Raw genomic sequence first — 22,604 nt, forward strand, 5'->3', positions numbered from 1 at the left:
CGGCGAGGCCCGGGCGAGGCGCAAAGCAGGCTCAGGCCAGGATCTGCATATGCGGGGCGGCGGGCCAGCCGGGGCCGTCTCCGCGGATGAACGCGATCCATGCCGCTTGCGTGCGGCGCGCCAGTTGCCCGGCCTGGTCGGGCGGCAGGCCGGCCAGCATGGGCGCGCTGGAGAACGCTTGCAGGGTATCGAACACGAAAGGCAGCTCGATGCAGTGGCACGCGCCGAAGCGCGCCGTGGGCGCCACGTCGAAGCGCGCGAGCCAGGCGTCGCGGCCTTGGGCGATGGCGTCCTCGGCCCATTGCCGCGACGGCGCGCCGAAAACGTCCTCGCCCAGTTGTTGGCCGGCGGCGTCCACCGCGTTGCCGGGGAAGGCGGCCATCTCGTCCCGCGTGTAGCACACCAGCACATCGGCGCGCGACGCGGCCCGCTTCAGCGCGGGCGCGATGTCCAGGGGCAGTATCTCGCCGTCCAGCACGGGGCCGAACAGGCTGCGGCTGCTGCCTTCGGCGCGCAGGGCCTCGGCCACTTCGGGGGCCTGCTGCGCGGCCAGCAGCGCGGCGACCGGCAATTCGCGCGCGGCGTCCAGGCTCTCGGCGCCGGCGGCGCGCAGAAAGGCCTGGCCCAGCGCATCGGCCTGCCGCGCGGTGCGGAATCCGCGGCCCAGCGCGGCGCTTTGCAGGATGGCGCGCGAGAACCGCGGCTTGCGGGCCAGCATGGCGCAGATCGACGATGCGCCGGCGGACTGCCCCATGACCGTGATCCGCTCCGGATCGCCGCCCAGGTCCTGGATGTTGTCCAGCACCCAGTCGATCGCGGCTTCCTGGTCCAGCAGGCCCACGTTGGCGGTCTGCCCGGACACGTGCAGCCAGCCCAGTGCGGCCAGCCGGTAATTCACGGCCACGACCACCACGTCGCCGCGCTGCGCCAGGCGCGAGCCGTCGTACCAGTCCAGCGCGCCGGCGCCGCTTTGCCAGGCGCCTCCGTGCAGCCACATCACCACGGGGCGCCGCTGCTCGTCGGCGTCGGGCGTCCAGACGGTCAGGTGCAGGCAGTCTTCGGACTGCGCGGCCTCGAAATCGCCCATTGCGCCGCGCAGCCGCGATGGCAGCTGGGGCGCGACCGCGCCGGGCCGGGTGGCGTCGAGGTCGCCGCGCCACGCCGCGGGCTGTGGCGGCGCGAACCGCAGGCGGCCCACCGGCGCCTGCGCATAAGGAATGGCGCCATAGCGGCAAACGCCGCCTTCGCGCACGCCGGTCAGCGTGCCTGCCCGCAGCGTCGCCTGAACGGTTTGACTCATATCCTGCCCCTTGTGTGCTTGTTGGTCGAACGTCCGCGCCGGATTCCGCGGACGCCGCACTATGGTAGGGAGGAAAAAGCCGCGCCGGCCATGCCGGTTTTGAACGAGGCCATGCGAAACCCGCATGGCCCGGGAGGTAGTCGCTGCCGGCCTACTTCACGATGCGCGCGTCGAGGCTGTTGTCCGCCAGCGCCTGGGCCTGCTCGCGGGTCATCCCCAGGTGCTCGTACAGCGCGTGGAAGTTCTCGTTCACGTAGCCGCCGAAATAGGCGGGATCGTCGGAATTGACGGTCACCTTCACGCCGGCATCCAGCAGCGACAGGATGTTGTGATGGCGCATGTGTTCGAACACGCGCAGGCGGATGTTGGACAGCGGGCACACTGTCAGCGGGATCTGCTCGTCGATCAGGCGGGCGATCAGGCGGGGGTCTTCGGCGGCGCGCACGCCGTGGTCTATGCGCAGCACCTTCAGCAGGTCCAGCGCTTCCCAGATGTATTCCGGCGGCCCTTCCTCGCCCGCGTGGGCCACGGCGGGCAGGCCTTCGGCGCGAGCGCGGTCGAACACGCGCTGGAACAGGCGCGGCGGAAAGCCTTTCTCGCTGCTGTCCAGCCCTACCGCAATGAAGGCGTCGCGGTAGGGCAGCGCGGTCTCCAGCGTGCGCATCGCCTGCGCTTCGGGCAGGTGGCGCAGGAAGCTCAGGATCAGGCCGCTTTCCACGCCCAGCTTCTTGCGGCCGTCCTCCAGCGCCTGGCCGATGCCGTCCAGCACCGCCTCCAGCGGCACGCCGCGGTCGGTATGGGTCTGGGGATCGAAGAAGGGCTCGGTATGGACGACGTTCTGCTCGTGGCATTTCAGCAGATAGGCCCAGGTCAGGTCATAGAAGTCTTGCTCGGTGCGCAGCACGTCGGCGCCCAGATAATAGAGATCCAGGAATTCCTGGAGATTGCCGTAGTCGTACGCGCCGCGCAGGGCGTCGATATCGGGCCAGGGCAGGGCCACGCCGTTGCGCTGCGCCAGCTGGAACAGCAGCTCGGGTTCCAGCGAGCCTTCCAGGTGCAGGTGCAGTTCCGCCTTGGGCAATGCGTTGAGCCAGTCGTACATGGTGTTCGGATCCTGAAGGTGATGCGTGTTCACGCCGCCAGCGCGATGCTGTCGGCCTGGATGGCCAGTTCAAGCTGCGCCGCGAAGGCGCGAGCCTGGCGCGTGCTGGGGCGGTCGCGGCGCCAGATGGCCGCCAGGGGCGATTTGCGCAGCGCGGGCCGGGCCGGCAGCACCGCCAGTTCGCCGCGCGCCTGCTGGACGGCCGCCACGCTGCCCGGCAGCATCCATAGATACTGCCCGTCCAGCAGCATCTCGCGGCCGAACTCCAGCGACAGGACGCCGATCATATCGGGAATCGGCAGGCCGGCCTGGCGCAGGGACATTTCCAGTTCGCCGCGTATGCGGCTGCCGGGCAAGGCGGTGATCCAGGGGTAGGCCACGTAGTCGGCCAGCGTGGTGCCGGGCAGCCCGGCCAGGGGGGTGGCGGGTGGAGCAGGCCAGCACCACGGGGTCGTCGAGCAGGGCGGTCGAGCGGTATATCTGCGGATTGACGGTAGAAGAGAAGCGGCTGATCAGCACGTCTATCGCACCAGCGTCCAGGTCTTCGATGAGCCGCTCGTGCGTGCCGATCTCGATGGTGAGCGTGATGCGCGGACAGGCTTGCCGGAAAGCGCGCGCGGCCTCGGCCACGGGCCAGCCCGCGAACATCGAAAAGCAGCCCACGGTCAGGCTGCCTTTATCGCCGCGCGACACGGCCGCGAGGTCGGTTTCGGCCTTGCGGAATCCGGTGAGCAACTGGCGCGCGTGGCGGCACATCGCAACGCCCAGGGGCGTGCAGCTGGTGCCCTTCGCAGTGCGCTCGAACAGCCGCGCGCCGACCAGCTCCTCGATTTCGGCGATGGCGCGCGAGAGGCCGGATTGCGTGCTGTGCAGTTGCGCCGCCGCTTTGGACAGATTGCCCAACTCGGCGACAGTCAGCACGATTTCCAGGTGCCGGATGCGAAGCTTTCCTCGGAACGGTGTCATGGCGCAGCTTAGTCGATGTGCCGATTATTCTCTGTCGCGGCACGCTTGGCAACGCGCTCGCCGGATCCGGACGGCGTTGCGAGGCGCGCTGGCACCGGACGCCCGTTTCGCGGTGGGCGCGGCCGTTCGATGCCATCGGCCGGATCGCGGTACGATCCCGGCTGACTTCGATTTTTCAGGATTGCCATGCGCCAGCGTTCCATTCGCTTTCGAATCGATACTTTTTCCCGCGTGCTGACGGCCGCGGTGTTCGCGGCCGCCGCCGCGGGGGGCCGCGCATGCGCAAGCGCCGGCATCCGCCACCGGATCGCGCGCCCAGCCGGCCGCCCCGGCCCAGTCGCTGCCCACCTTGACGCCCAAGCGCAGCTTCGACGACGCGCCCGCGGCGCCCGCCGCCGCCCCGACCGCGCCTGCGCCTGCGGCGGCCCCGGCAGCCACAGCCGCGCCAGCCGCCGTTTCTGCGCCGGCCGCTCCCGCCGCCGCGCCCCAGGTCATCATCCCGACCGAACTGGACACCAAGGCCTGCATTGCCAAGCTGCGCAAGGGCGCGGCCGCCAATGGGCTGACCGTGGCCGATTGGGACAAGTACACGGCCAACGCCAAGCTGCTACCCACGACGGTGGCCTCTGCCAAGGGCCAGCCCGAGGGGCGCGAAGCGTGGTGGGACTACATCGCCAAGACGGTGGACGATGAACGCGTGAAGGACGGCAGCGCCGTGCTGGCCAAATATGGCCCGCAGCTCGCCGCCATCAGCCAGCAGTACCAGGTTGACCCGGCCACCCTGGTCGCCATCTTCGGCATCGAAACCAACTACGGCCGCCAGGTCGGCAAGACCGACGTGCTGGATGCCTGGCTGACGCGCGCCTGCACCGAGAACAAGTCGCTGTGGGAAAAGAACGCCTACGCATCGGTGCGGCTGCTGCGCGACGGCACCGTGCCGGCCGACAAGTTCATCGGCTCCTGGAGCGGCGCCTTCGGCATGACGCAGTTCATTCCGACCTCGTTCTATGAGCTGGCCGCCGACGGCGATGGCGATGGCAAGATCGATCTGTACAACTCGCTGCCCGATGCGCTGGCCTCCACGGCCAATCATCTGCGCAAGCGCCGCGCCAAGTGGACGCATGGCCTGCCGGCGGTGGTGGAGGTGCGCGTGCCGGCCGAGCTGGCGGCCGCCATTCCTCCCGAGCCCGACGCCGAATACGTGGGGTCGCAGGACCGCCGCACGATCGCTCAATGGGCGCAGGCCGGCTTGAAGCAGGGCGACGGTTCCGCCCTGAAATTACCGTCGGGCAACGACGAGCAAGCCTATCTGTTCGCGCCCACCGGCGCGAAGGGCCCCGTCTTCCTGGCCACGGTGAACTTCGACGCCATCCTGCACTACAACCAGTCGCGCCGTTATGGCCTGGCTGTGTCGCTGCTGCTCAACCGGCTGCAAGGCGGTCCGGCTCTCGTCACGGCATGGCCCACCAACGACCCGGGCCTGTCGCGCGCGCAGATCAAGGAACTGCAGGAAATGCTATATGGCCTGGGTTACGACGTGGGCGTTGCCGACGGCATTCCGGGCGCCAAGACCCGCGACGCCGTGCGCGAGGAACAGGGCAAGCGCAACCTGCCGCAGGACGGCCGGGTCGGCAAGCTGATCTACGACACGATCAAGGCCACCTGGCCGCCGGCCGCGATCCAAGCCCGTCCGGACGCCAAGTCATGACGGTGGCCTCGGGCACGCAGGGCTACGGCGAGAACGCGGCGGCCCTTGCGGACCAGTACGAGAGCATCGCTTTCGCCGACGTGCATCGCGACGTGATCCACCTGATGCCCGCGGCGCCGGCGCGCGTCGCGGACATCGGCGCGGGATCCGGCCGCGATGCCGCCGCGCTGGCGCGGATGGGCCACGCGGTGGTGGCGGCCGAACCCACCCCGGAGCTGCGCCTCGAAGGCCAGCGGCGCCACACGCTGCCCAACCTGGAATGGGTGGACGACGCCTTGCCCGATCTGTCGGGCCTGCGCGGGCAGGGCCGCGAGTTCGACCTGATCATGCTCACGGCCGTGTGGATGCACCTGGACGCGGACGAGCGCCGGCTGGGCATGGAGGCGCTGGCATCGCTGCTTGCGCCGGGCGGCCAGATCCTCATGTCGCTGCGGCACGGGCCGGTGCCGCCCGGGCGCCGCATGTTCGACGTGTCCGCGCAAGAAACCATTGAATTGGCGGCCGCGCACGGCCTGTCCTCCCATCATCTCGCCGAGCGCGAAGACATGCTGGACCGCGCCGACGTGCGCTGGAGCTTCCTGGGGCTGCGTCGCGGCTGACGCTGCCGGGCTGGCCCACTGCGGGCTGGCCCATCCCGGGTCGGCTCACCCTTTCGAGCCTGGGCGCGAGCGTGGCCTGACGGACGTGGTTCGTCCGATCGGCGCTAACATTCCCCCATGAGCACCCCCAAGAACATTCCGGACGATGATCCGCCGCCCGTTCCGCCCGAGCCGCCCGCACCCGAAGAATGCTGCAACAGCGGCTGTATTCCCTGCGTCTACGATGTCTACAACGAGGCCCTGGACAACTACCGGGCAGCGCTGAAAGCCTGGAAGGCCAGGCACGAGGGAAAATCCGGCTAGCCTCAGCCGGCCAGCTTCATGTGGATGATGGGAAAGGGCCGGCCGGAATCGTCATGGGCCGAACGGCCGACGTCCTCGAAACCGTAGTGCTTGTAGAAGCCGTGCGCCTGCGGATTTTGTTCGTTCACGTCCACCAGCAAAGTGCCGTGCAGCGAGCGCGCGAAATTCAGCAGGCGGCGGCCGGCCCCCTTGCCGCGCTTGTTGGCGTCCACGAACAGCATCTCGACCTTGTTGCCGTTCAGGCCCATGAAGCCGGCGACTTCGCCGGCATCGTCTTCGCATACCCATACCCGCACCGAGGGCAGGTAGGTATTGAGCACCTGCGGGTACATGGCCTGTATTTCTTTTTCCGTCAGGAACGTATGCGTGGCGCGCACCGAACGGAGCCAGATGTCCACCAGGGCCAGATCGTCGCCGTGATTGCGTTCTCGGATGTTCATTTTCTTATTGATTCTAAGGGTCGGATGCCGTCGCGGTCCTTGGCCGAGAGCGGCGTATTGCCGCTAAAGTCCTGAGCGGTAGAGCTCGGTCGCCGCCAGGACGGTTTCCATCTGCACAGTATGCGCGAAAACAAAGCGGTCGCCGTAGACGGTTTCATCCGGAAACTCCGAAATCAGCGCCAGCGGCAACGCTTCGCGGTCGCTCTCGGCAATCTGCACCGGAATGCCGTTGAGCACGTCGAATCCTGTTTCGAGCGCGTGCGCGTGGAATAGTTCAAGCTGCCGGGCATTGAACTCGACCAGGCCGGGCACGTTGTGGGCGAGCCTCGCGGTGACGCCTTCGATCAGGCGGCGGGCGCGTTCGCCCCAGCCCGGATGGTGGCGCAACACCAGGAAGAAGCCCTTGGGGATCGTCCACAGCTCGAAGTGGCGCGGCAGATAGCCGGACAGCGGCCGCGTCCATTCGTGGGCGGGATAGCCGTGCAGATTGATGTGCAGCTGCGCCCCGCTGATGGCGACCGCCTGATGCCGGCCGTCGCGCTCGAAGAACGGGGCGCGTTCGCGGTAGGCGATGTCATCGCCCAGCGCGCTGTAGCGCGAGGCGTGCAGCATGTGGCGCGGGTGATGCTCGCGCAGCCGGTTGAAAAGCGCATAGCCGTCGGGGTTTTCGGCGGCAATGAGGGCGAAGTGGGCGTTGCCGCGCGCGGCCAGCGTCTGCGCGGCGCGCAGGGCGCCGACGACGCCGGAGGTTTCGTTGGCGTGCTGCGCGCCCGAGATGAAAACGGCGGGCCCGGGGCCGCGCAGGTAGGTGCCCAGCACGGGGCGGCCCTGGCGCGAAACGGCCTGGAATGTGTCGCCGCCCAACGCGGCCATGCAGCCGGCGATATGAGCGGCCGAAAGTGGCTCGCGGGTTTGCGCTAGCGGCGCTTCCGGCGCTGCCGCAACGACGGGCGCGAGCGCGGAGAACGGTTCCAGCGAGATCCGCACGCGCGCCGCGCCGTCGTTGCGGCGGATGTCGGGAATGATCTGGCCGGGCTGCAGGCCGCGGTCGCCCGAGGGCCTGCCCGAATGCTGCTGGAAGTGTTCCAGCAGCGAGAAATACACGTCTTCGTGCAGCGCTTCGAAGGTGCTGACGATTTCCTCGTCCAAGGGCAGCGCGAAATCGATGCCCGGCAGGTCCACCCGGATCTCCAGGCACTCGAAATACGGCTCATGGGCGCCCCACGCATGGGCGCGCACCGTATCCATGATGCTGCGGAAGACTTGCTGGTATTCGGTGGTTTGCGCGGCGTCGGTCTGCAGCGCGCCGCTGGCGTCGCGCACGCGCAGCCAACCGGTGGGCGAGAGCTCGGGCGCGCCGTCGCGCGCCTGGCCGAGCTGGTTCGGCGCGTAGACGCGTTCTTCGATCTTGCGGCCGTCGGCGTAGCTCAGGCTGACGTCGTAGTGCAGGTCGCTGGCGCCGGCCTGCATCGTGACGCGCGCGCCTTCGAGCAGGGCGGCCAGCGGATACGCCTCCAGCGTGAAGCGATTGGCCTGCGCGTGCTCGTGCACGGGGTAGCGGACGATGACGGATTCCAGCCCCGCGCGATCGACTTCTTCCAGGAAGAAATGCAGCAGCGGTTTGTAGGCGCTGCGAAAGCGCGCGGTGACTCCCGCCTGAGCCAGGCGGGCCTGCGCCGCGCGCCGTGCTTCCAGCCCTTCGAACAGCCAGCCTTCCACCACCGCGCCGCGCCAGGCGGGCGCCAAGTAGGCGTGCGTCCAGGCATCCAGCGTGCGGTCGAATGTTCTATCCAGCAACGACATCTTCGGCAATCCTTAAAAATCCCTGACTGACGGCGGGCGGCGATACGTGCGTGCCCCATCGGGTCCCGCCGTTCGCGCGATTGGCGAGCCTTTCCCCGCGCGGCAGGGGCTCATCGTAGCGCGCCAGTCCTGCTCGCGCGTTTCACCCGCCACGTGCAAGGTATCGCCGTCCGGCGCGTCTGCATTGTGCGCTCCGTCAGCCAGCCTATGCGCGGCGCCGCCGCGCGCGGTCGGATCATGCAAGCCGGGGAGGGCGCGTAGGGCATCGGGCGGCAGGTGGCCAGACTCGGCCCTGGAAAGCGCCGGTGCGGAATAGGCGGGATGGGGAGGAAACGATGGCGTCCCGGGCAGAGACAGGCATGGGCAAAACAGCAAAGGGACGGATCGGCGGCAAAACGTCGGCGGATTATTGACGATTTGCCGACCTGCGGTCATCCGGGTTAACCCGGTCTGATTTTTCATCCCGTGCCATATCCGTCTTTGCCGGGATGTCGTTCTATTACGGAGCGATAAGTTCCGGCAGGCGGAAATACGCGCAAATGGGCGCCAAGCCTCTTTCATCTTGGGCCAAGTTCAGCAAATTTTCTTGAATGGAGAAGACGCGACACCGCCGCGGCCGTGAGCGTCAGGCCGGTATGGAAGCGATGTGGCGTAGGCGGGCGGCAATGATCATCTGGGCGGCTGTGGGCGTAACCCCGGCGGCGTCGCTTGCACAAGCGGTTCCCGACCTCGCTTCGCGCGCCTCCGAGATCCAGCGCCGCCAGGAACAGGAAATCGACGCGCAGCGCGCCCGCGCGGCGGAGCGCCCCGACGTGCTGTCGCCTGCCGCCGCGCCTCCCGGCGGCCTCAGCTTTCCGGCCGAGGCTCCCTGCTTCACCATCCGCGAACTGCGCTGGGAAGGGGCGGAGCCCTCCCAGGCGCTGGCTCGGGCGGCCGGCGCCGTCCTGGGTCATTGCGTTGGCGCACAGGGCTTGCGCGCATTGCAAGAACACCTGATCGGCCTGCTGATCGATGACGGCCTGGTCACCGCACGCGTCGTCGTGCCAGAGCAGTCGCTGGCGGCCGGCGTCTTGACGCTGCGCTATCTGCCGGGGCGTATCTCGGCGGTGAAAAGCGAGGGCGCCGTCGGCTGGTGGCGCACGGCGCTGCCCTGCGGGCCCGCCAATGAACTGAGCCAACGCGACCTGGACCAGGCCCTGGAAAACATCCGCCGCCTGGGCAGCCAGGCCGATGCCGCCATCGATATCGCGCCTGGCCCGCAACTGGGAGACTCCGACATCCTCGTCCGGCCCGGCACGGGCAAACGCTGGCACGCCTATATCGGCGGCGACAACGGCGGCATGGACTCCATCGGCAAGTACCAGGTGAACGCCGGGCTGACGCTGGATTCTCCGCTGTTCCTGTATGACCAGCTCTCGGTGGCCTGGAACAGCAACGCCCGCTGGCGCGACGCGGAATCGAATACGCGCGCGGCTTCGCTCAACTACAGCATCCCCTTCGGCTACTGGGCCTTCTTCGCCGGCGCCAGCAAGTCGACCTACCGGCAGGCAGTGGCAGGCTTCGACGAGCCCATCATCTACGGCGGCAGTACCAAGCAGATCCAGGCGGGTGTTTCGCTGGTGCCCTATCGCGGCACGGCCTACAAGGGTAACGTTTCTTTCACGGTATTGCGCAAGCGCACCGACAGCACGCTGAACGACGTGCTCATCGAGGTGCAGCGCCGCGACGTCACCGGCTACGAGCTCAACTACGGGCACCGTCATTACCTGGGCCAGGCCGTGCTGGACGTGGGCGCCGGCCTGCGCGGCACCTGGCCGCAGTACTCCGACGAGCCGGGCTACGTCTACGGCGATCCCGACTGGAACGGCCGCAGCACCATACTCGCGGCCAACGCGGGCCTCTACGCGCCCTTCAAGCTGGCGGGCCAGTCTTTCGCCTATCAGGCCAACTGGCAGATCCAGCACGCCAAGACGGCCATCGTGCCGGCCGACTACTTCACCATCGGCAACCGCTACGCCGTGCGTGGCTTCGACGGGCAGATGACCCTGGCCGCCGAAGACGGCTGGACGCTGCGCAACGACCTGTCGCTGAACCTGGACGCGCTTGCCGGGGTGCCAGGGCAGCAACTCTACGGCGGCCTGGACGTCGGCCGCGTCGGCGGGCCGTCGGCGGCGTTCCTCTCCGGGCGCACGCTGGTGGGCGCCGTCGCGGGGCTGCGCGGCCGGATCTCGATGCCCTACGTGAACGCCAGCTACGACCTGTCCGCGGGCTGGCCGCTGAAAAAGCCCGAATCCCTGAAAACCGCATCCGCCGTCTTCGCGATGGCCGTGATGTTCGAATTCTGATCCCGTTAGCCAGGTACGCATGATGTCCAAACTCCACTCCTTCATCGTCTGGTCCGTCATCGGCACGCAAATGTGGTCGCCCGTGCTGGCGCAGACCCTGCCGATCTCGGTAGACAAAAGCGTGGCGGGGCAGAAGCCGGTGGTGGGCGTCAGCAACGGCGTGCCCGTCATCAACATCGCGCCGCCGTCGGCGGGCGGGGTATCGAACAACCGCTATACCCAGTTCAACGTGGGGCCGGCGGGCGTGGTACTCAACAACAGCGGCGGCGCAAGCCAGACCCAGCTTGCCGGGCAGGTCGCCGGCAACGTCATGCTGGGCAACCAGCGCGCCGCCACCATCCTGAACCAGGTCACGGCGCCGAACCCGTCGCAACTGATGGGCACGTTGGAGGTCGCTGGCAACCGGGCCAACGTTATCGTCGCCAATCCGGCAGGCATCACCTGCAACGGCTGCGGCTTCCTGAACGCGGACCGCGCCACCCTGACTACCGGCAGGCCGCAGATCGGCCCGGACGGCAGCGTTGCGCTGGACGTGGCGGCCGGTAAGATCCGGGTCGAAGGCGAAGGCGTCTATGGGGCCAATCTCAGTCAGGTCGACCTGATCGCCCGGTCGCTGGAAATCAATGCCGGCGTCTGGGCTGACCGCCTTAACGTGACGGCTGGCGCCGCGCGTGTCGATTACGCCTCTGGCGCCGCATCGGCCCTGGCGGGCGATGGCGCGGCGCCAACTGTCGCGCTGGACACCGCCGCCTTGGGCGGCATGTACGCCAACAGCATCCGCCTGATCGGAACCGAGGCCGGCGTGGGCGTGAACGTGGGCGGCAACCTGGTGGCCCTGACGGGCGACTTGCAAGTCAGCGCGGCGGGAGACGTGCGCATCGCGCCCAGCGCAACCGTGCAGGCGGCGCGGGATCTGCGGCTGGCGGCCGGCCGCGACCTGGCGCTGGATGGCGTGGCGCAGGCGGCGGGCGCCGTCGCGCTTGCGGCGGGCCGCAATGCCGACGTCCAGGGCGCGGTCGGCGCAGGCGGATCGCTGGATGTGAGCGCCGCGCAAGACGTGACCATCGCCGCGCAGGCCGGGCTGCAAACCCAGGACGCGCTGCGCATCGTGGCCGTGCAGGATTTGTCGCTGGCGGGTTCCATGTTGATGGGCGGCCAGGACCTGCGCGCGGAGTCCGGGCGTAACCTGCAGATCGGCCCTGCGGCCGCCACGTTCGGCGGCGCGCCGCCGGCCACGGGGGGCGCGGGTCAGGAGTCTGCGGCGGGCGGCGGTTCGGACGCCGGCGGCTCCGGTTCGAACGGCGGGGCCTCGAACGCATCCGGCGGCCAGGTAACGGCCGCGGGCGCGATCGCGCTGCAGGCCGGCCGCGACATGACGCTGCCCGGGCGGATCACCGCCGCGGGCGCGCTGCAGGCGCGGGCCGGGGCGGATCTGGCCGCGGGCGCAAGCGCCCAGTTGCAGTCCGGCGCGGCCACGGTCCTGCGCGCGGGCGCGGACCTGCGCCTGGGCGGCCTGGTCGGCGCGCGCGGCGATGTGTCGCTGATGACGGGGCGCGATGCGCTGATGTCGGGCAAGGGCGCGGGCGCCGGCCACGTCGCCATGGCCGCTGGGCGCGACCTGCGCTTGGATGCCCAGGCGCAATGGGATGCCGAAGGCGCCATAGCGGCCAAGGCGGGCGGCAACATGGCGCTGGCCGGCACGCTGCGCGCCAACGCCGGCACGGATATCGCGGCGGATGACGCGCTGGCCATCGACGGCGCGCTGTCGGCCGCATCCGGCGGCTTGAGCGCAACCGCGGGCGGCGACGTATCCGTGGGCGCGCAAGCGCAAGTGGCGGCGGCCGGCCCCATCGGCCTGACGGCCGGCGGGGATCTGCGCAGCCTCGGCAAGCTCACCTCGCAGAAGGATCTGTCGCTGCGGGCGGCGCGCAACCTGGCGCTGGACGGCCAGGCGCTCGCCACCGGCGATCTGCGGCTGGATGCGGGCGAAGTCCTGGCGGCGTCGTCCGCCTCGCGTCTGCAGGCCGACGGCTCGGTCAAGGCAGACGCCAACCAGGCCTCGCTGGCCGGTGTGCTCATCGCCGGCCACGCCGCGCAAGTCGCCATCCGCGGCAACCTGCGCGTGGACGGCACGCTGCTGGCCGATGCCGGCACGCTCAAGGCGATCAGCGGCGGCGACCTGACGCTGGGCAACGCCAGCGTGTTGCAGTCCGGGCGTCAGCTGGGCGCGCGGGCCGGCGGAAAGTTGCTCGCGGACGGCACCATTTCAGGTGAAACGGACATCCTGCTGTCGGCCGGAACCGATGCCGAGCTGAACGGCAAGACGGTCGCCAACGGCACCCTGCGCACCGAAGCCGGCGCGGACCTGTCCGTCGGCCGGGCGGGCCTGGCGCAAGGCAGCAGCAAGCTGTTCCTGGGTGCGGGCCGGGACTTGCACGTCGCCGGCACGGCCGGCACCGCCGATACGGCGGACGCGGACGGCCTGCTGCAAGTGCAGGCTGCCAGAGACCTCTTCGTGACCGGCGTCGTCACGGCGGGCACGCCCGCCAGCCTGTCCGCGGCGCGTCACATGGACATCGACGGCACGGTGGCCGCGCTGGCAGGCAACCTGACCGCCGACGCCGGCGGCCGGCTGCGTGTGAGCGCAGCCGGCCGCATGCAGGCCTCGCGCGACCTGGCCGCGCAATCGGGCAGCGACCTGGACTCCGACGGCGTCATCGTCGCGGGCGGCGGCCTGACGCTGGCGGCGACGGGCGGCGCCCGTCTGGGCGGCACGGCCGCCGCGCTGGGCAACACGTCCGCCGGCAATGTGGAGCTGCGCGCGCGCGACCTGACCGTGAAGCAGGGCGGGCAGGTGCAGGCCGCGGGAACGCTGACGGCGCAGGCCCTCCGGGACCTGACCGCCGCCGGCGCGCTGGCTTCGTTGCAAGACATGGCGCTGGACGCGGCGCGCGATGCGCGCGTGGACGGCACAGCGGCCACCGACGCAAACCTCACGCTGACGGGTCGCAACGTGGCCGTGGGCGCGGCGGGGCTGGCGCAAGCCGCCGGCACGCTCACCGCGGGCGCGCAAGGCACGCTGCTGGCCCAGGGCCGCATGCTGGCGGGCGCCTCACAGGCGCTGAGCGCCGGCGACGGCATGGCCGTGGACGGCACCGTGGCCGCCTTGCAGGGCGACCTGACGCTGGACACGCTGCGCGGCAATCTGGTGCTGGGCGTCGCATCCAGCCAGCAGGCGGGCGGAACGCTCGCCGCCACCGCGGGCGCCGCGCTGCAAGCCATGGGCTCGGCGGCCGCGGGGCAGGGCATGACGCTGCGCGCGGGCACGGACGCCACGCTGGGCGGCATTGCCGCCACCCAGGCGGGCAACCTCGTCGTCAACGCCAACCGCAACCTCACGGCCACGGCGGACGGCCGCCTCCAGGCCGCGGCGGCCCTCGACCTCCAGGCGGGCGCCGCCTTGCGGAACGCGGGCATCCTGTCCGCGGCGGGCGTCGCCAACTTGCGGGCGGGATCCACGCTGGACAACACGGGCTCGGTGCTGGCGGGCGGCGACCTGAACGCCGCAGCGCTCGGCGCGCTCGGCAACGCCGGCCGCTTCATCGCCGGCGTCGGCGATGACGGCACCCTCAGCCTGCCGGGCAGCGTCAAACTCGCCGCGGCCCTCATTACGCACCCTGGCATCAGCGCGGCCGGCAAGGACTTGTCGCTTGCCGCCGCCGGCATGGACCTGTCCGGCGGCAACCTGTCCTCCGTCGGCAAGCTTGCGCTCGCCTCGCCAGGCGACATCGCCACGCGCAATGCCGTCGTACACGGCGGCGCCCTGGACATCGCCGCCGCCAGCCTGCGCAACCAGGGCGGCAAGCTCACCTCGGCCGGCGACTCCGCGCTGAAGTTGGGCGGTGAGCTCGACAACGCCGCTGGGCTGATCGCCGCCGCCCGCGGCCTGCGGATCGAAGCGGCGCGGGTCGGCAACGCCGCCGGCACGCTGGCGGGCGGAGACCTGACCGTCGCCGCAACCGGCGCGGTCGACAACCGGGGCGGCCTGATCCAGGCCGACGAATCCCTCGCCCTCAACGCTGCCGCCCTGGACAACAGCGCCACGCTGGCAGCCCCCGGAACGCCCGCGAAGGGCGTGCTGGGCAAGTTCGTCGCCATCTTGGCCGACCGGGTGAACAACCAGGGCGGCTCCGTCGGCGCCGGCCAGGACCTGACCCTTACCACCGGGGAACTGGACAACACCGGCGGAGAAATTGCCGCCCAGCGCAACGCCACGGTGCGGGCCGCTCTGCTGAAGAACGCCCAGGGCCTGCTGCTGGCGGGCGAACGCCTCGCCGTCAACATCGATGCCCTGCAAGGCCTGGGCACGCTGCAATCCGCGCAGGACCTGTCCTTCACCTACGCGGGCTCGCTCAACCAGACCGGCAACATCGCCGCCGGCCGCGACCTGACCCTGTCCGTGGGCGGCGCCATGGACAACGGCGCCAGCGTCAGCGCAGGGCGCGACCTGAGCGTCACGGCGGACTCGCTGAACAACCGCGCCACCGGCGAACTGCTGGCCGGCCGCAACAACACCATCAACGTCACCCGCGGGCTGACCAACGCCGGCCTGATCGACGGCGCCTCGACCGACATCAACGCCGGCCGCCTCGACAACTTCGGCCGCATCTACGGCAACGGCATCTCGATTCGCGCCGGGGAAATAGTGAACGGCGCGGGCGCCGGCGGCGGCGCCGTCATCGCGTCCCGCGGCGATCTGGACCTGGGCGCGGGCTCGCTCGTGAACCGCGAGCACGCGCTGATCTACGCCGGCACCGACCTGCGCATAGGGGGCGCCCTGGACGCCAACCGCAAGGCCATCGGCCAGGCCGTGTCGCTGCTGAACGCTTCGGCCGCCATCGAGGCCGCGGGCAACGCAGCCATTTCGGCCGCCACGCTCCAGAACGTCAACACCAACTTTGTCAGCCAGGTCGTGCCCGTGCAGACGGTCCCCAAGCTGTACGTGACGCCAGCGGGTTCGACGGATGTGTACGACATGGAGACGAACTGGTTCTGCGACCAGGTCACGCCGATGTGCGGCAAGGAGCCCGCCTGGCTGGATGACGATCCAGAGCGCCGGTTCTTGTTGCCCTCCAGCAAGTATCCCGCCTCGCGGTACGGACCGCCGTTCGATTATGTGCCTAACAAAAAAGGCCGAGCGGGCAAAACCGCGCCGATTCCCGTCACGTACTCCCCAGAAATAATGGTGTGCACGGGCGGCGAGGGCGGCGCCGATTGCAAGACGCGCCCGGAGACGTTTTTTTACCCCTACGATTCCCGCATATGGGCTGTCTTCGGCCTGACGCCGCCGCCTGGCCCCATGCCGGTCTGGACGCCCCCGCAACACGAGTGTTTTAGCAGAGAGACGTGTTCGGCCGAAGCCGCGCGCCGCCAGGCGTTCGAGGAAGCCTATGCGGCGTACAAGGCGCTGCACTTGGAGCTGGATGCGCGCGTCCGCGAGTTCAACGCCGACTTCGACAGTCGCCTGGTCGGCACCTTCACCTACTACCAGGTCGAAGAGACCGTCACCGAAACCCGCACCGTCTCGTCCGACCCCGGCAAGATCCTCTCCGGCGGCGCCATGACGCTGACCGGCACGGCCACCAACGACAAGAGCCAGATCGCCGCGGGCGGCGCGCTGAACGTAGCCGGCCCCGCCATCCACAACATCGGCGCCGGCGGCGAGCGCGTCGTCACGCGCGGGGGAACTGCTACCTACACCCAGGCGCGCTCACGCGACCGCAAGGAAACCTCCGTCCCGTACGCCGCCACGCTCGCCGCGCAGCCCATCGAGCTTCCGGTGGGCACGTCCGGCGGCTATGCGTCCGTCTCGCTCAGCGGCGGCGCTCCCGGCGCCAGCGGCGGCAGCGCGCTTGGCGCTGTCCTCGTCGCAAGCATCGGCCTGCCCGGCGGTAGCGCGGTCCGCACCGTATCCAACCCGGCCGCCATCCCGGACAGCCAGCTTTTCGCCGTCAACGGCCGGCCCGATGCGCCATACATCGTCGCCACCGACCCGCGTTTCGTCGGCAATCGCCCAAGCGTCTCCAGCGACTACCTGTTCGATCAGCTGCGCCATCCCGGCGCGCCCGTCGGCGATGCCGGCGCTTCCGGCTCCGTCAACGCGGGCCTGGGCAAGCAACCTGGCGGCCTGAACGCCCTGATCCCCGTCGGCGCAAGATTCCTCACGCCGGCCGGCCAGCCCAAGCGGCTGGGCGACGGCTTCTACGAACAGAAGCTCGTCGCCGACCAGATCCTGGCCACCTCCGGCCAGCGCTTCCTGGACGGCTACGCCGACAACGACAGCCAGTACAAAGCCCTGCTCGCGGCCGGCGCGCAGTTCGCGCGCAACAACGGCATCCAGCTTGGCGTCGCGCTGACCGAGGCGCAGCAGCGCCTGCTCGACACCGACCTGGTCTGGCTGGTGGAGCAGACCGTCACGCTGCCCGACGGCACCACCGAGACCGTGCTGGCGCCGCAGGTCTACCTGCTGGTGCGCGAAGGCGACCTGAAGGGCGACGGCGCCTTGATGGCGGGGCGTAGCGTCAAGCTCGCCGCCGAAGGCGACATCGCCAACAGCGGAACCATCGGCGCGCGCGACGCCACCGTCATGTCCGCCGCCAACATCGTCAACCAGGCGGGCAGCCTGATCCAGGGCGCCACCATCGATCTCGCAGCGCGCCAGGACCTGGCCAACCTGGTGTCTTTGATCAAGGGAGGCAACGTCTCCCTGTCGGCCGGCCGCGACATCGCGCTGGCCTCCTCCTCGGCTTCCGAGAACCACGGCGCGACCTGGGGTTCGTACGTTTCCGGCGTGTCCCGCGTGGATGCCGGCAGCCTCAGCATGCAGGCCGGACGCGACCTGACCCTGACCGCGGCGCAAGTCACCGTCAAGGACGATGCGCGCCTGCGGGCCGGCCGCGATATCACCCTGGCCACGCTTACCGAAAGCCATGGCGAATCCATCGTCCGCAACAAGAACAACCGGCACGATCTGAGCACCGGCACGGAAATCGGCTCGCAGATCGCGGCGGGCGGAAACCTCACGCTGATCGCCGGCCAGGACGTCAACGCGCGCGCCGCCGATGTCACTGCAGGCAAGCAGCTGGCGGTGGGGGCGAGGCGCGACATCAACCTGACCGCCGGCGTGGAAACGGGATCCGCCTACGACGAAACCCGCTACAAGAAGAAGGGGTTCCTCTCGTCGAAGACGACGCACACCATTACTTCCAGCGATTGGGAACAGTCTCTCGCCACGACCTTCACCGGCGACACGGCCGTGCTGATGGCCGGACGCGACCTGACCGTGGCGGGCTCCAACGTCGGCGCCCAGCGCGACCTGGTGATGTCCGCCGACCGCGATGTCGACACCCTCCCCGGCCAGAACGCCGAAGACAGCTATGACTACAAGATGGTCAAGAAGTCGGGATTCGGCGCGATGGGCGGGTTTAGCTACGGCAGCAGCAAGCAGACGGATTCGCTCGAAGGCAAGAAGGCCTATCACAACGCCAGCACGGTCGGCAGCGTGGAAGGCGACGTGCTGATCAATGCTGGAAACGCCCTGAACATCATGGGCAGCAACATCATCGCGCGCCAGGACGACATTACGTTGATCGGCAAGGAAGTCAATATCGGCGCGGCGCTGGATACCACGCAAGAGAAGGAGTTCCACGAGATCAAGCAGACGGGTGTGAGCATCAATGCAAGCACACCTATCGTTAGCGCCATGCAGACCGCGGGAAGGATGGGTAATGCCGCGAGCAAGACCGACAACAAGGTCATGCAGGGCTTGGCGCTGGCCACGACCGGCTTGGCGGCCATGAACGCCGCTGATGCAGTGGCCGCCGATCCCAAGAGCGCGGGCGGTGTGAGCCTGAACATCAGCTTTGGCGTCGGCAAGAGCCTAAGCACTACGGATCGGTCCTCTTCCGCCGTTGCGGGCTCCACGGTCGCAGCGGGCAACGATCTCACCATCGTGGCCCGAGGCGCGGGAGCGGATTCGGACGTTACCGTAACGGGCTCGCGGCTCTCGGCGGGGAACAACTCCCTCATCAAGGCGGAAGGCGACATCCTGCTGCAAGCTGCGCAGAATACGTTCGAGCAACATACGAAGAGCAAGAGTGCTAGCGCGAGCATAGGCATCGGCGTGACGGCCAGCTCTGAGAACGGCGTCGGCGTGATGCTCAATATCGGCGCTGGCGGCGCCCGCGGCCGCGCGGATGGCAAGGACACTGGTTGGGCCTACACCGACGTGACGGCGGGCAACGTGCTCGCGCTGCAGTCGGGCGGCGATGCCTCCCTGCTCGGTGCGGTGGGTCAGGCCAACCAGATCATTGCATCGGTTGGAAGAGATCTGCGCATCGAGACCCTTCAAAACACGAGTACCTACGACTCCAAGCAGCAGAGCGCGGGGATCCAGGCGAGCATTTGCATATACGGCTACTGCAAGAGTTCGGTGTCGGGCAACGTGTCGCAAGGGCGGATGAACAGCGACTTCAAGTCCGCCACGGAACAGGCGGGATTGAAGGCCGGCGACGGCGGCTTCCTGGTCGACGTGAACAGGAACACCGCATTGATTGGAGCCGTGATCTCCAGCAGCGATCAGGCCGTGGTCGACGGTCTGAATCGCTTCGGCACGGGAACGCTCGTCGTCCAGGACCTGAAGAACACCGCGCGGTACAAGGCGGATCAAATTGCGTTGAGCGGTGGCTATAGCTGGGGCGGCAGCGGAGGCGCGGAGAGCAAGAGCGGTGACGTAGGCACGAATTCTAAGGGCCAGGCGGCGGGCGGGTCGGAGAAGGTTCCGGGCACCAGCCTGCCAACTAGCAGTAACGGCACGTCCGTCGGCATGTCCGCCATTGCCGCCGCCTCGGGCAATGCCAATTCGATCACCCATAGCGGCGTAAGCGGCGGCTCCATCGTCATTCGCGATGAGGCGGGCCAGTTGGCGCTGACAGGCAAGACGGCAGCAGAGACCATCGCGTCGCTGAGTCGGGGCACCTCGGATACGCTGAATGCGCTGAAGCCGATCTTTGACAAGGAAAAGATCGAGGCGGGGTTCGAGATCGCTTCGGAATTTCAGTTGCAAGCGGGCCAATTCTTGGCGAATCGGGCGAAAGAGGCGAAGGCGCTTGAGCAAGCACTGGAGAATGAACCCGAAGGTCCGCGCCGAGACCAATTGCAGCTGGCGTTCGAGGAAGCGAAAGTCTGGCAACCGGGCGGAGAGATGCGCCGGTGGCTGACGGCCATATCCGCTGCGATAACCGGCAATGTGACCGGCGCCATGGGCGACATGGTTCAAGCCGCCGCCATCAACTACCTGCAAGGACTGGCGGCATCGGAGGTTAAGCGCATCACCACGAATCTCGGAGATGGCGCCGAAGCCGAGGCAGCGCGAGCCGCCATGCATGCAATCGTGGGTTGCGCAGGCGCGGCGGGCAAAGGAGGGAGTTGTTCAGCCGGTGCTTTAGGCGCCGGTGCCGGTTCGGTAATCAATGCCTTGCTGAGCGGTGATCAAGCGAAGTTGAATCCGGAGGAGAAGGAGGCTCGTCGTAATCTCGTGGAGTCTCTGGTGGCGGGTATTGCGCTCGCTGCCGGCACGAGCGTTATGGATGCCACGTTTGCGGCTGTCAATGAGACGGAAAACAACGCCTTGAGCGTACCGGAACATCAGGCGCGAATTCAGGAAAAAACACAGTGCAATCGTGACAAGGTATGCGAACAGGAAGTTGCGAAAAAATACAAGGAGATCGACGATCAGAAGCGGCTGGCGCTGACCGAATGTGCGAGCCCTGACGCATGTCGTGAAAAAATCGAGGAAGCAACGATGCTACTCGATGAGTACTCGAGCCGCGTTGCGGATTTGGAAGAAAAGCTGCGAGTCGAGGGTAGTCTCAGTGCCTCTGAGCAGGAGGAGTGGGCGCTTCTAAAGATCCACGCATCGGTGCTGCTTGAAGCGGATCGCAACGCTGCGATCAAGAACGCCATTGTGATGGGAGGTGTTGCGACCAAGCAGCTTGTGTGGGATGAGATAGCGAAGGTCGGGGAGGCAGGGGCGGCTGCGGCGATAGGGGCGGTAGGATCGATTCGTTCAGGTAAAGGTAAGGTGTATGAAGGGGCTTCCGGTCAGGGTGCAAAAGAAGCAGTAAGAGTATTTCGGGTTGAGGGTGCGCCTAACACGCGCATTTTGCTTGGAGAAGGTGGGACGGTTGGTGTCCTCGAAAACGGCTCGACACTTTGGCTGAACTTTGGAAGTAGGGCTCGTGCAGAGGAATATCTTGGTCAAAAGGTTGTAAAGGGCCTTCCAGAGGCAACTGTAAAATCTTTTGAAGTTCCAAAGTCGTTGCTAGATGACATTCGTGCATCAGCGGTTCCGGAAAGCATGGCAAAACAATTTCCGGATCGTCCAATTATTTCTCGTGATCCGGCTCCAGATCAGTTTGGATTGCGGCAAGATCAGATTAAAGAACTGCTAGAGAAGGTCATTCAAGGTACAGGAAGGGAGGGGTTCTAATGATCGATACGCTCGATTGCATAGAAGAAATTCGGCGTCTAGCTGAAGGGCCGAAAGAGAACGAGCCTGTCCCTGGGGTAGGGCTAGTTCAGTTCGTAGTTATTTGCAATGGAAATTCCTTGAAAGTGCTAGAAACCGTAGTGGCTGTAATGACAGCGATTTGTTTAAAGTGCTCTCAAGGATATCCAGATTACATCGACTGGCGTACGGTACTGCCGGAGCGCTTTGTCCAAGCTTGCGCCAAAGAAATGTCGCCTGAGGAATCTGAAAGATGGCTACAACGATGGCAGACGCTAAGTGACAAGGAGCGCGAAGAGGACGAACGCAATCGCACTTGGTCCGTTGACAATTGGATGTATTGGATGGGCCCTCATGAGCGTGCTTGGCAGTGGTGGGACGCAAGAGTTGTAAGTTCCGAACGAATCAACGTGAGCTTGGCAGTTGATAGCTGGCCATTTGGATGGGGATCTGTCGCTTGGTTATTCCGTGGTTCTGGAGCGAGCGATGCGGTGCCGGTGGCACAAGCTACTGGCACATAAATCAAAATTAAATAAGGAGCATAAATAAGGTGTCAGACTGGAGTTACCAGGGTTCAGTGGACAGGAGTAGCATCTGAACCGATTGGAGATGATCTATGTCTGGGAACAAGACACCAAGCAGAGTAAGGCGAGCCTATAGATTCATCGAAGCGCACAGCGACGACCACAGCATTTCAGTTATGTGCCGGGTTCTTGGCGTCGCGCGTGCTGGCTACTACGCTTGGCTAAGTGGTCCAGTATCTAAAGGCAGTGGCACGGCTAACCCCAACTTCTCTGTTGGTCGGGGCACTGCTGCTGAAGCAGATCAGTTAGGGAAGATTTGGGTTGGAGATGGGGCTAAGAAAACTGCTGATGGCACTGGTTGGATCAGTGCTGATGGTACGCGCGTCTATAGGGCGCCGACTGTTAAATCATCGCCGTATGCTACTACTGGCGTGCAGGCAAATTTTGAAACCTATTCGATCAATCCAGTGACTGGGCAGAAAATTAAAGTCAGTAACGGGCATCTAGATGTCACTGACTAAGAGGTGTTCGATGCGTGCGGAACTAAAGGGTGTTTCAGCTGACGAGGTGGATATCCACTCGTATGTGCCAGAGGATCCAGAGTGTTTTTTTATAACACTAAGGCTCCGCATTGGGCCGGAAGGGGCTGGTGGTGGGGACGATTTCGAGATATTCGTTTGCACTCCGACATGGCTGAAAAACAATCTATGGGAGCCCATGTGGGGTAGGCACTTTTTGATAGTCAAGGAATTTCACTATCAGTTGATTGTCGACACGATAAATAAGGGTATATCGCAATATGAAGGGGTGAGTTGGTCTGAGATTGCGTGCAAATTGGCAAGGTTTTACGCTTGGGAGTTTGAAGACTACTGACCTGCCCCCAGACTTAGTACGGCACCGACATAGAGTCCAGGGTTAAAAACCGTTGTTGCCGATGCGCCTGAGCA

General features: G+C 67.0%; 12 protein-coding genes and 1 pseudogene. 8 read left to right on the forward strand and 5 right to left on the reverse strand.

Annotated features, from left to right (window positions below; all coding sequences use genetic code 11):
- Nucleotides 1–31: 31 nt before the first annotated feature.
- From AGI3411_RS28695 to AGI3411_RS30645, 3 genes and pseudogenes are all read right to left on the reverse strand, one after another.
- Nucleotides 32–1,300 (reverse strand): carboxylesterase family protein, encoded by a 1,269-nt coding sequence (locus AGI3411_RS28695; protein ID WP_129530708.1) that lies wholly within the window; start codon nucleotides 1,298–1,300, stop codon nucleotides 32–34.
- A 151-nt stretch (nucleotides 1,301–1,451) separates the two neighbouring features.
- A complete protein-coding gene (locus tag AGI3411_RS28700) occupies nucleotides 1,452–2,402 on the reverse strand; it encodes an adenosine deaminase (RefSeq protein ID WP_129530716.1) in 951 nt (316 codons plus the stop codon).
- A gap of 29 nt (nucleotides 2,403–2,431) precedes the next feature.
- Nucleotides 2,432–3,368 (reverse strand): annotated as a pseudogene (locus AGI3411_RS30645) (LysR family transcriptional regulator).
- A gap of 349 nt (nucleotides 3,369–3,717) precedes the next feature.
- Between AGI3411_RS30645 and AGI3411_RS28710 the strand changes: the two are divergent.
- The 3 genes from AGI3411_RS28710 to AGI3411_RS28720 all read left to right on the forward strand — a co-directional run bounded on the left by AGI3411_RS28710 (nucleotide 3,718) and on the right by AGI3411_RS28720 (nucleotide 5,978).
- Nucleotides 3,718–5,076 carry a lytic murein transglycosylase gene (locus AGI3411_RS28710; RefSeq protein ID WP_244240474.1) on the forward strand — a complete coding sequence of 453 codons (1,359 nt, stop codon included), beginning with the start codon at nucleotides 3,718–3,720 and terminating at the stop codon, nucleotides 5,074–5,076.
- Nucleotides 5,073–5,675 (forward strand): class I SAM-dependent methyltransferase, encoded by a 603-nt coding sequence (locus tag AGI3411_RS28715; RefSeq protein ID WP_129530709.1) that lies wholly within the window; start codon nucleotides 5,073–5,075, stop codon nucleotides 5,673–5,675. The genes AGI3411_RS28710 and AGI3411_RS28715 overlap by 4 nt, the downstream gene beginning before the upstream one ends.
- A gap of 117 nt (nucleotides 5,676–5,792) precedes the next feature.
- A complete protein-coding gene (locus AGI3411_RS28720) occupies nucleotides 5,793–5,978 on the forward strand; it encodes an oxidoreductase-like domain-containing protein (protein WP_129530710.1) in 186 nt (61 codons plus the stop codon).
- A gap of 2 nt (nucleotides 5,979–5,980) precedes the next feature.
- Here AGI3411_RS28720 and AGI3411_RS28725 read toward each other — a convergent pair whose 3' ends face one another.
- Together AGI3411_RS28725 and AGI3411_RS28730 are read right to left on the reverse strand one after the other, a co-directional pair.
- Complete coding sequence (locus AGI3411_RS28725; RefSeq protein ID WP_043542334.1) at nucleotides 5,981–6,418, reverse strand: acetyltransferase; 438 nt, start codon at nucleotides 6,416–6,418, stop codon at nucleotides 5,981–5,983.
- 63 nt (nucleotides 6,419–6,481) lie between these two features.
- Nucleotides 6,482–8,221, reverse strand: a complete 1,740-nt coding sequence (locus AGI3411_RS28730; RefSeq protein ID WP_129530711.1) for a M14 family metallopeptidase — start codon at nucleotides 8,219–8,221, stop codon at nucleotides 6,482–6,484.
- Between the two features lie 665 nt (nucleotides 8,222–8,886).
- On the opposite strand from AGI3411_RS28730, the gene AGI3411_RS28735 reads away from it, so the two are divergent.
- The 5 genes from AGI3411_RS28735 to AGI3411_RS28755 all read left to right on the forward strand — a co-directional run bounded on the left by AGI3411_RS28735 (nucleotide 8,887) and on the right by AGI3411_RS28755 (nucleotide 22,530).
- Nucleotides 8,887–10,566: a ShlB/FhaC/HecB family hemolysin secretion/activation protein gene (locus AGI3411_RS28735; protein ID WP_244240475.1), complete on the forward strand. Its 1,680-nt coding sequence runs from the start codon at nucleotides 8,887–8,889 to the stop codon at nucleotides 10,564–10,566.
- A 22-nt stretch (nucleotides 10,567–10,588) separates the two neighbouring features.
- The gene (locus AGI3411_RS28740) at nucleotides 10,589–21,115 is read left to right on the forward strand and encodes a two-partner secretion domain-containing protein (protein WP_165359304.1); all 10,527 of its coding nucleotides are present in this window, start codon (nucleotides 10,589–10,591) and stop codon (nucleotides 21,113–21,115) included.
- Nucleotides 21,115–21,654 (forward strand): hypothetical protein, encoded by a 540-nt coding sequence (locus AGI3411_RS28745; protein WP_129530713.1) that lies wholly within the window; start codon nucleotides 21,115–21,117, stop codon nucleotides 21,652–21,654. Before AGI3411_RS28740 ends, AGI3411_RS28745 begins: the two co-directional genes overlap by 1 nt.
- Before the next feature lie 95 nt (nucleotides 21,655–21,749).
- Complete coding sequence (locus tag AGI3411_RS30650) at nucleotides 21,750–22,178, forward strand: hypothetical protein (RefSeq protein WP_208748201.1); 429 nt, start codon at nucleotides 21,750–21,752, stop codon at nucleotides 22,176–22,178.
- 10 nt (nucleotides 22,179–22,188) lie between these two features.
- Nucleotides 22,189–22,530: an immunity 8 family protein gene (locus AGI3411_RS28755; RefSeq protein WP_165359305.1), complete on the forward strand. Its 342-nt coding sequence runs from the start codon at nucleotides 22,189–22,191 to the stop codon at nucleotides 22,528–22,530.
- Nucleotides 22,531–22,604 lie beyond the last annotated feature (74 nt).

It is taken from the genome of Achromobacter agilis, assembly GCF_900496965.1.
Lineage (GTDB): Bacteria > Pseudomonadota > Gammaproteobacteria > Burkholderiales > Burkholderiaceae_B > Achromobacter > Achromobacter agilis.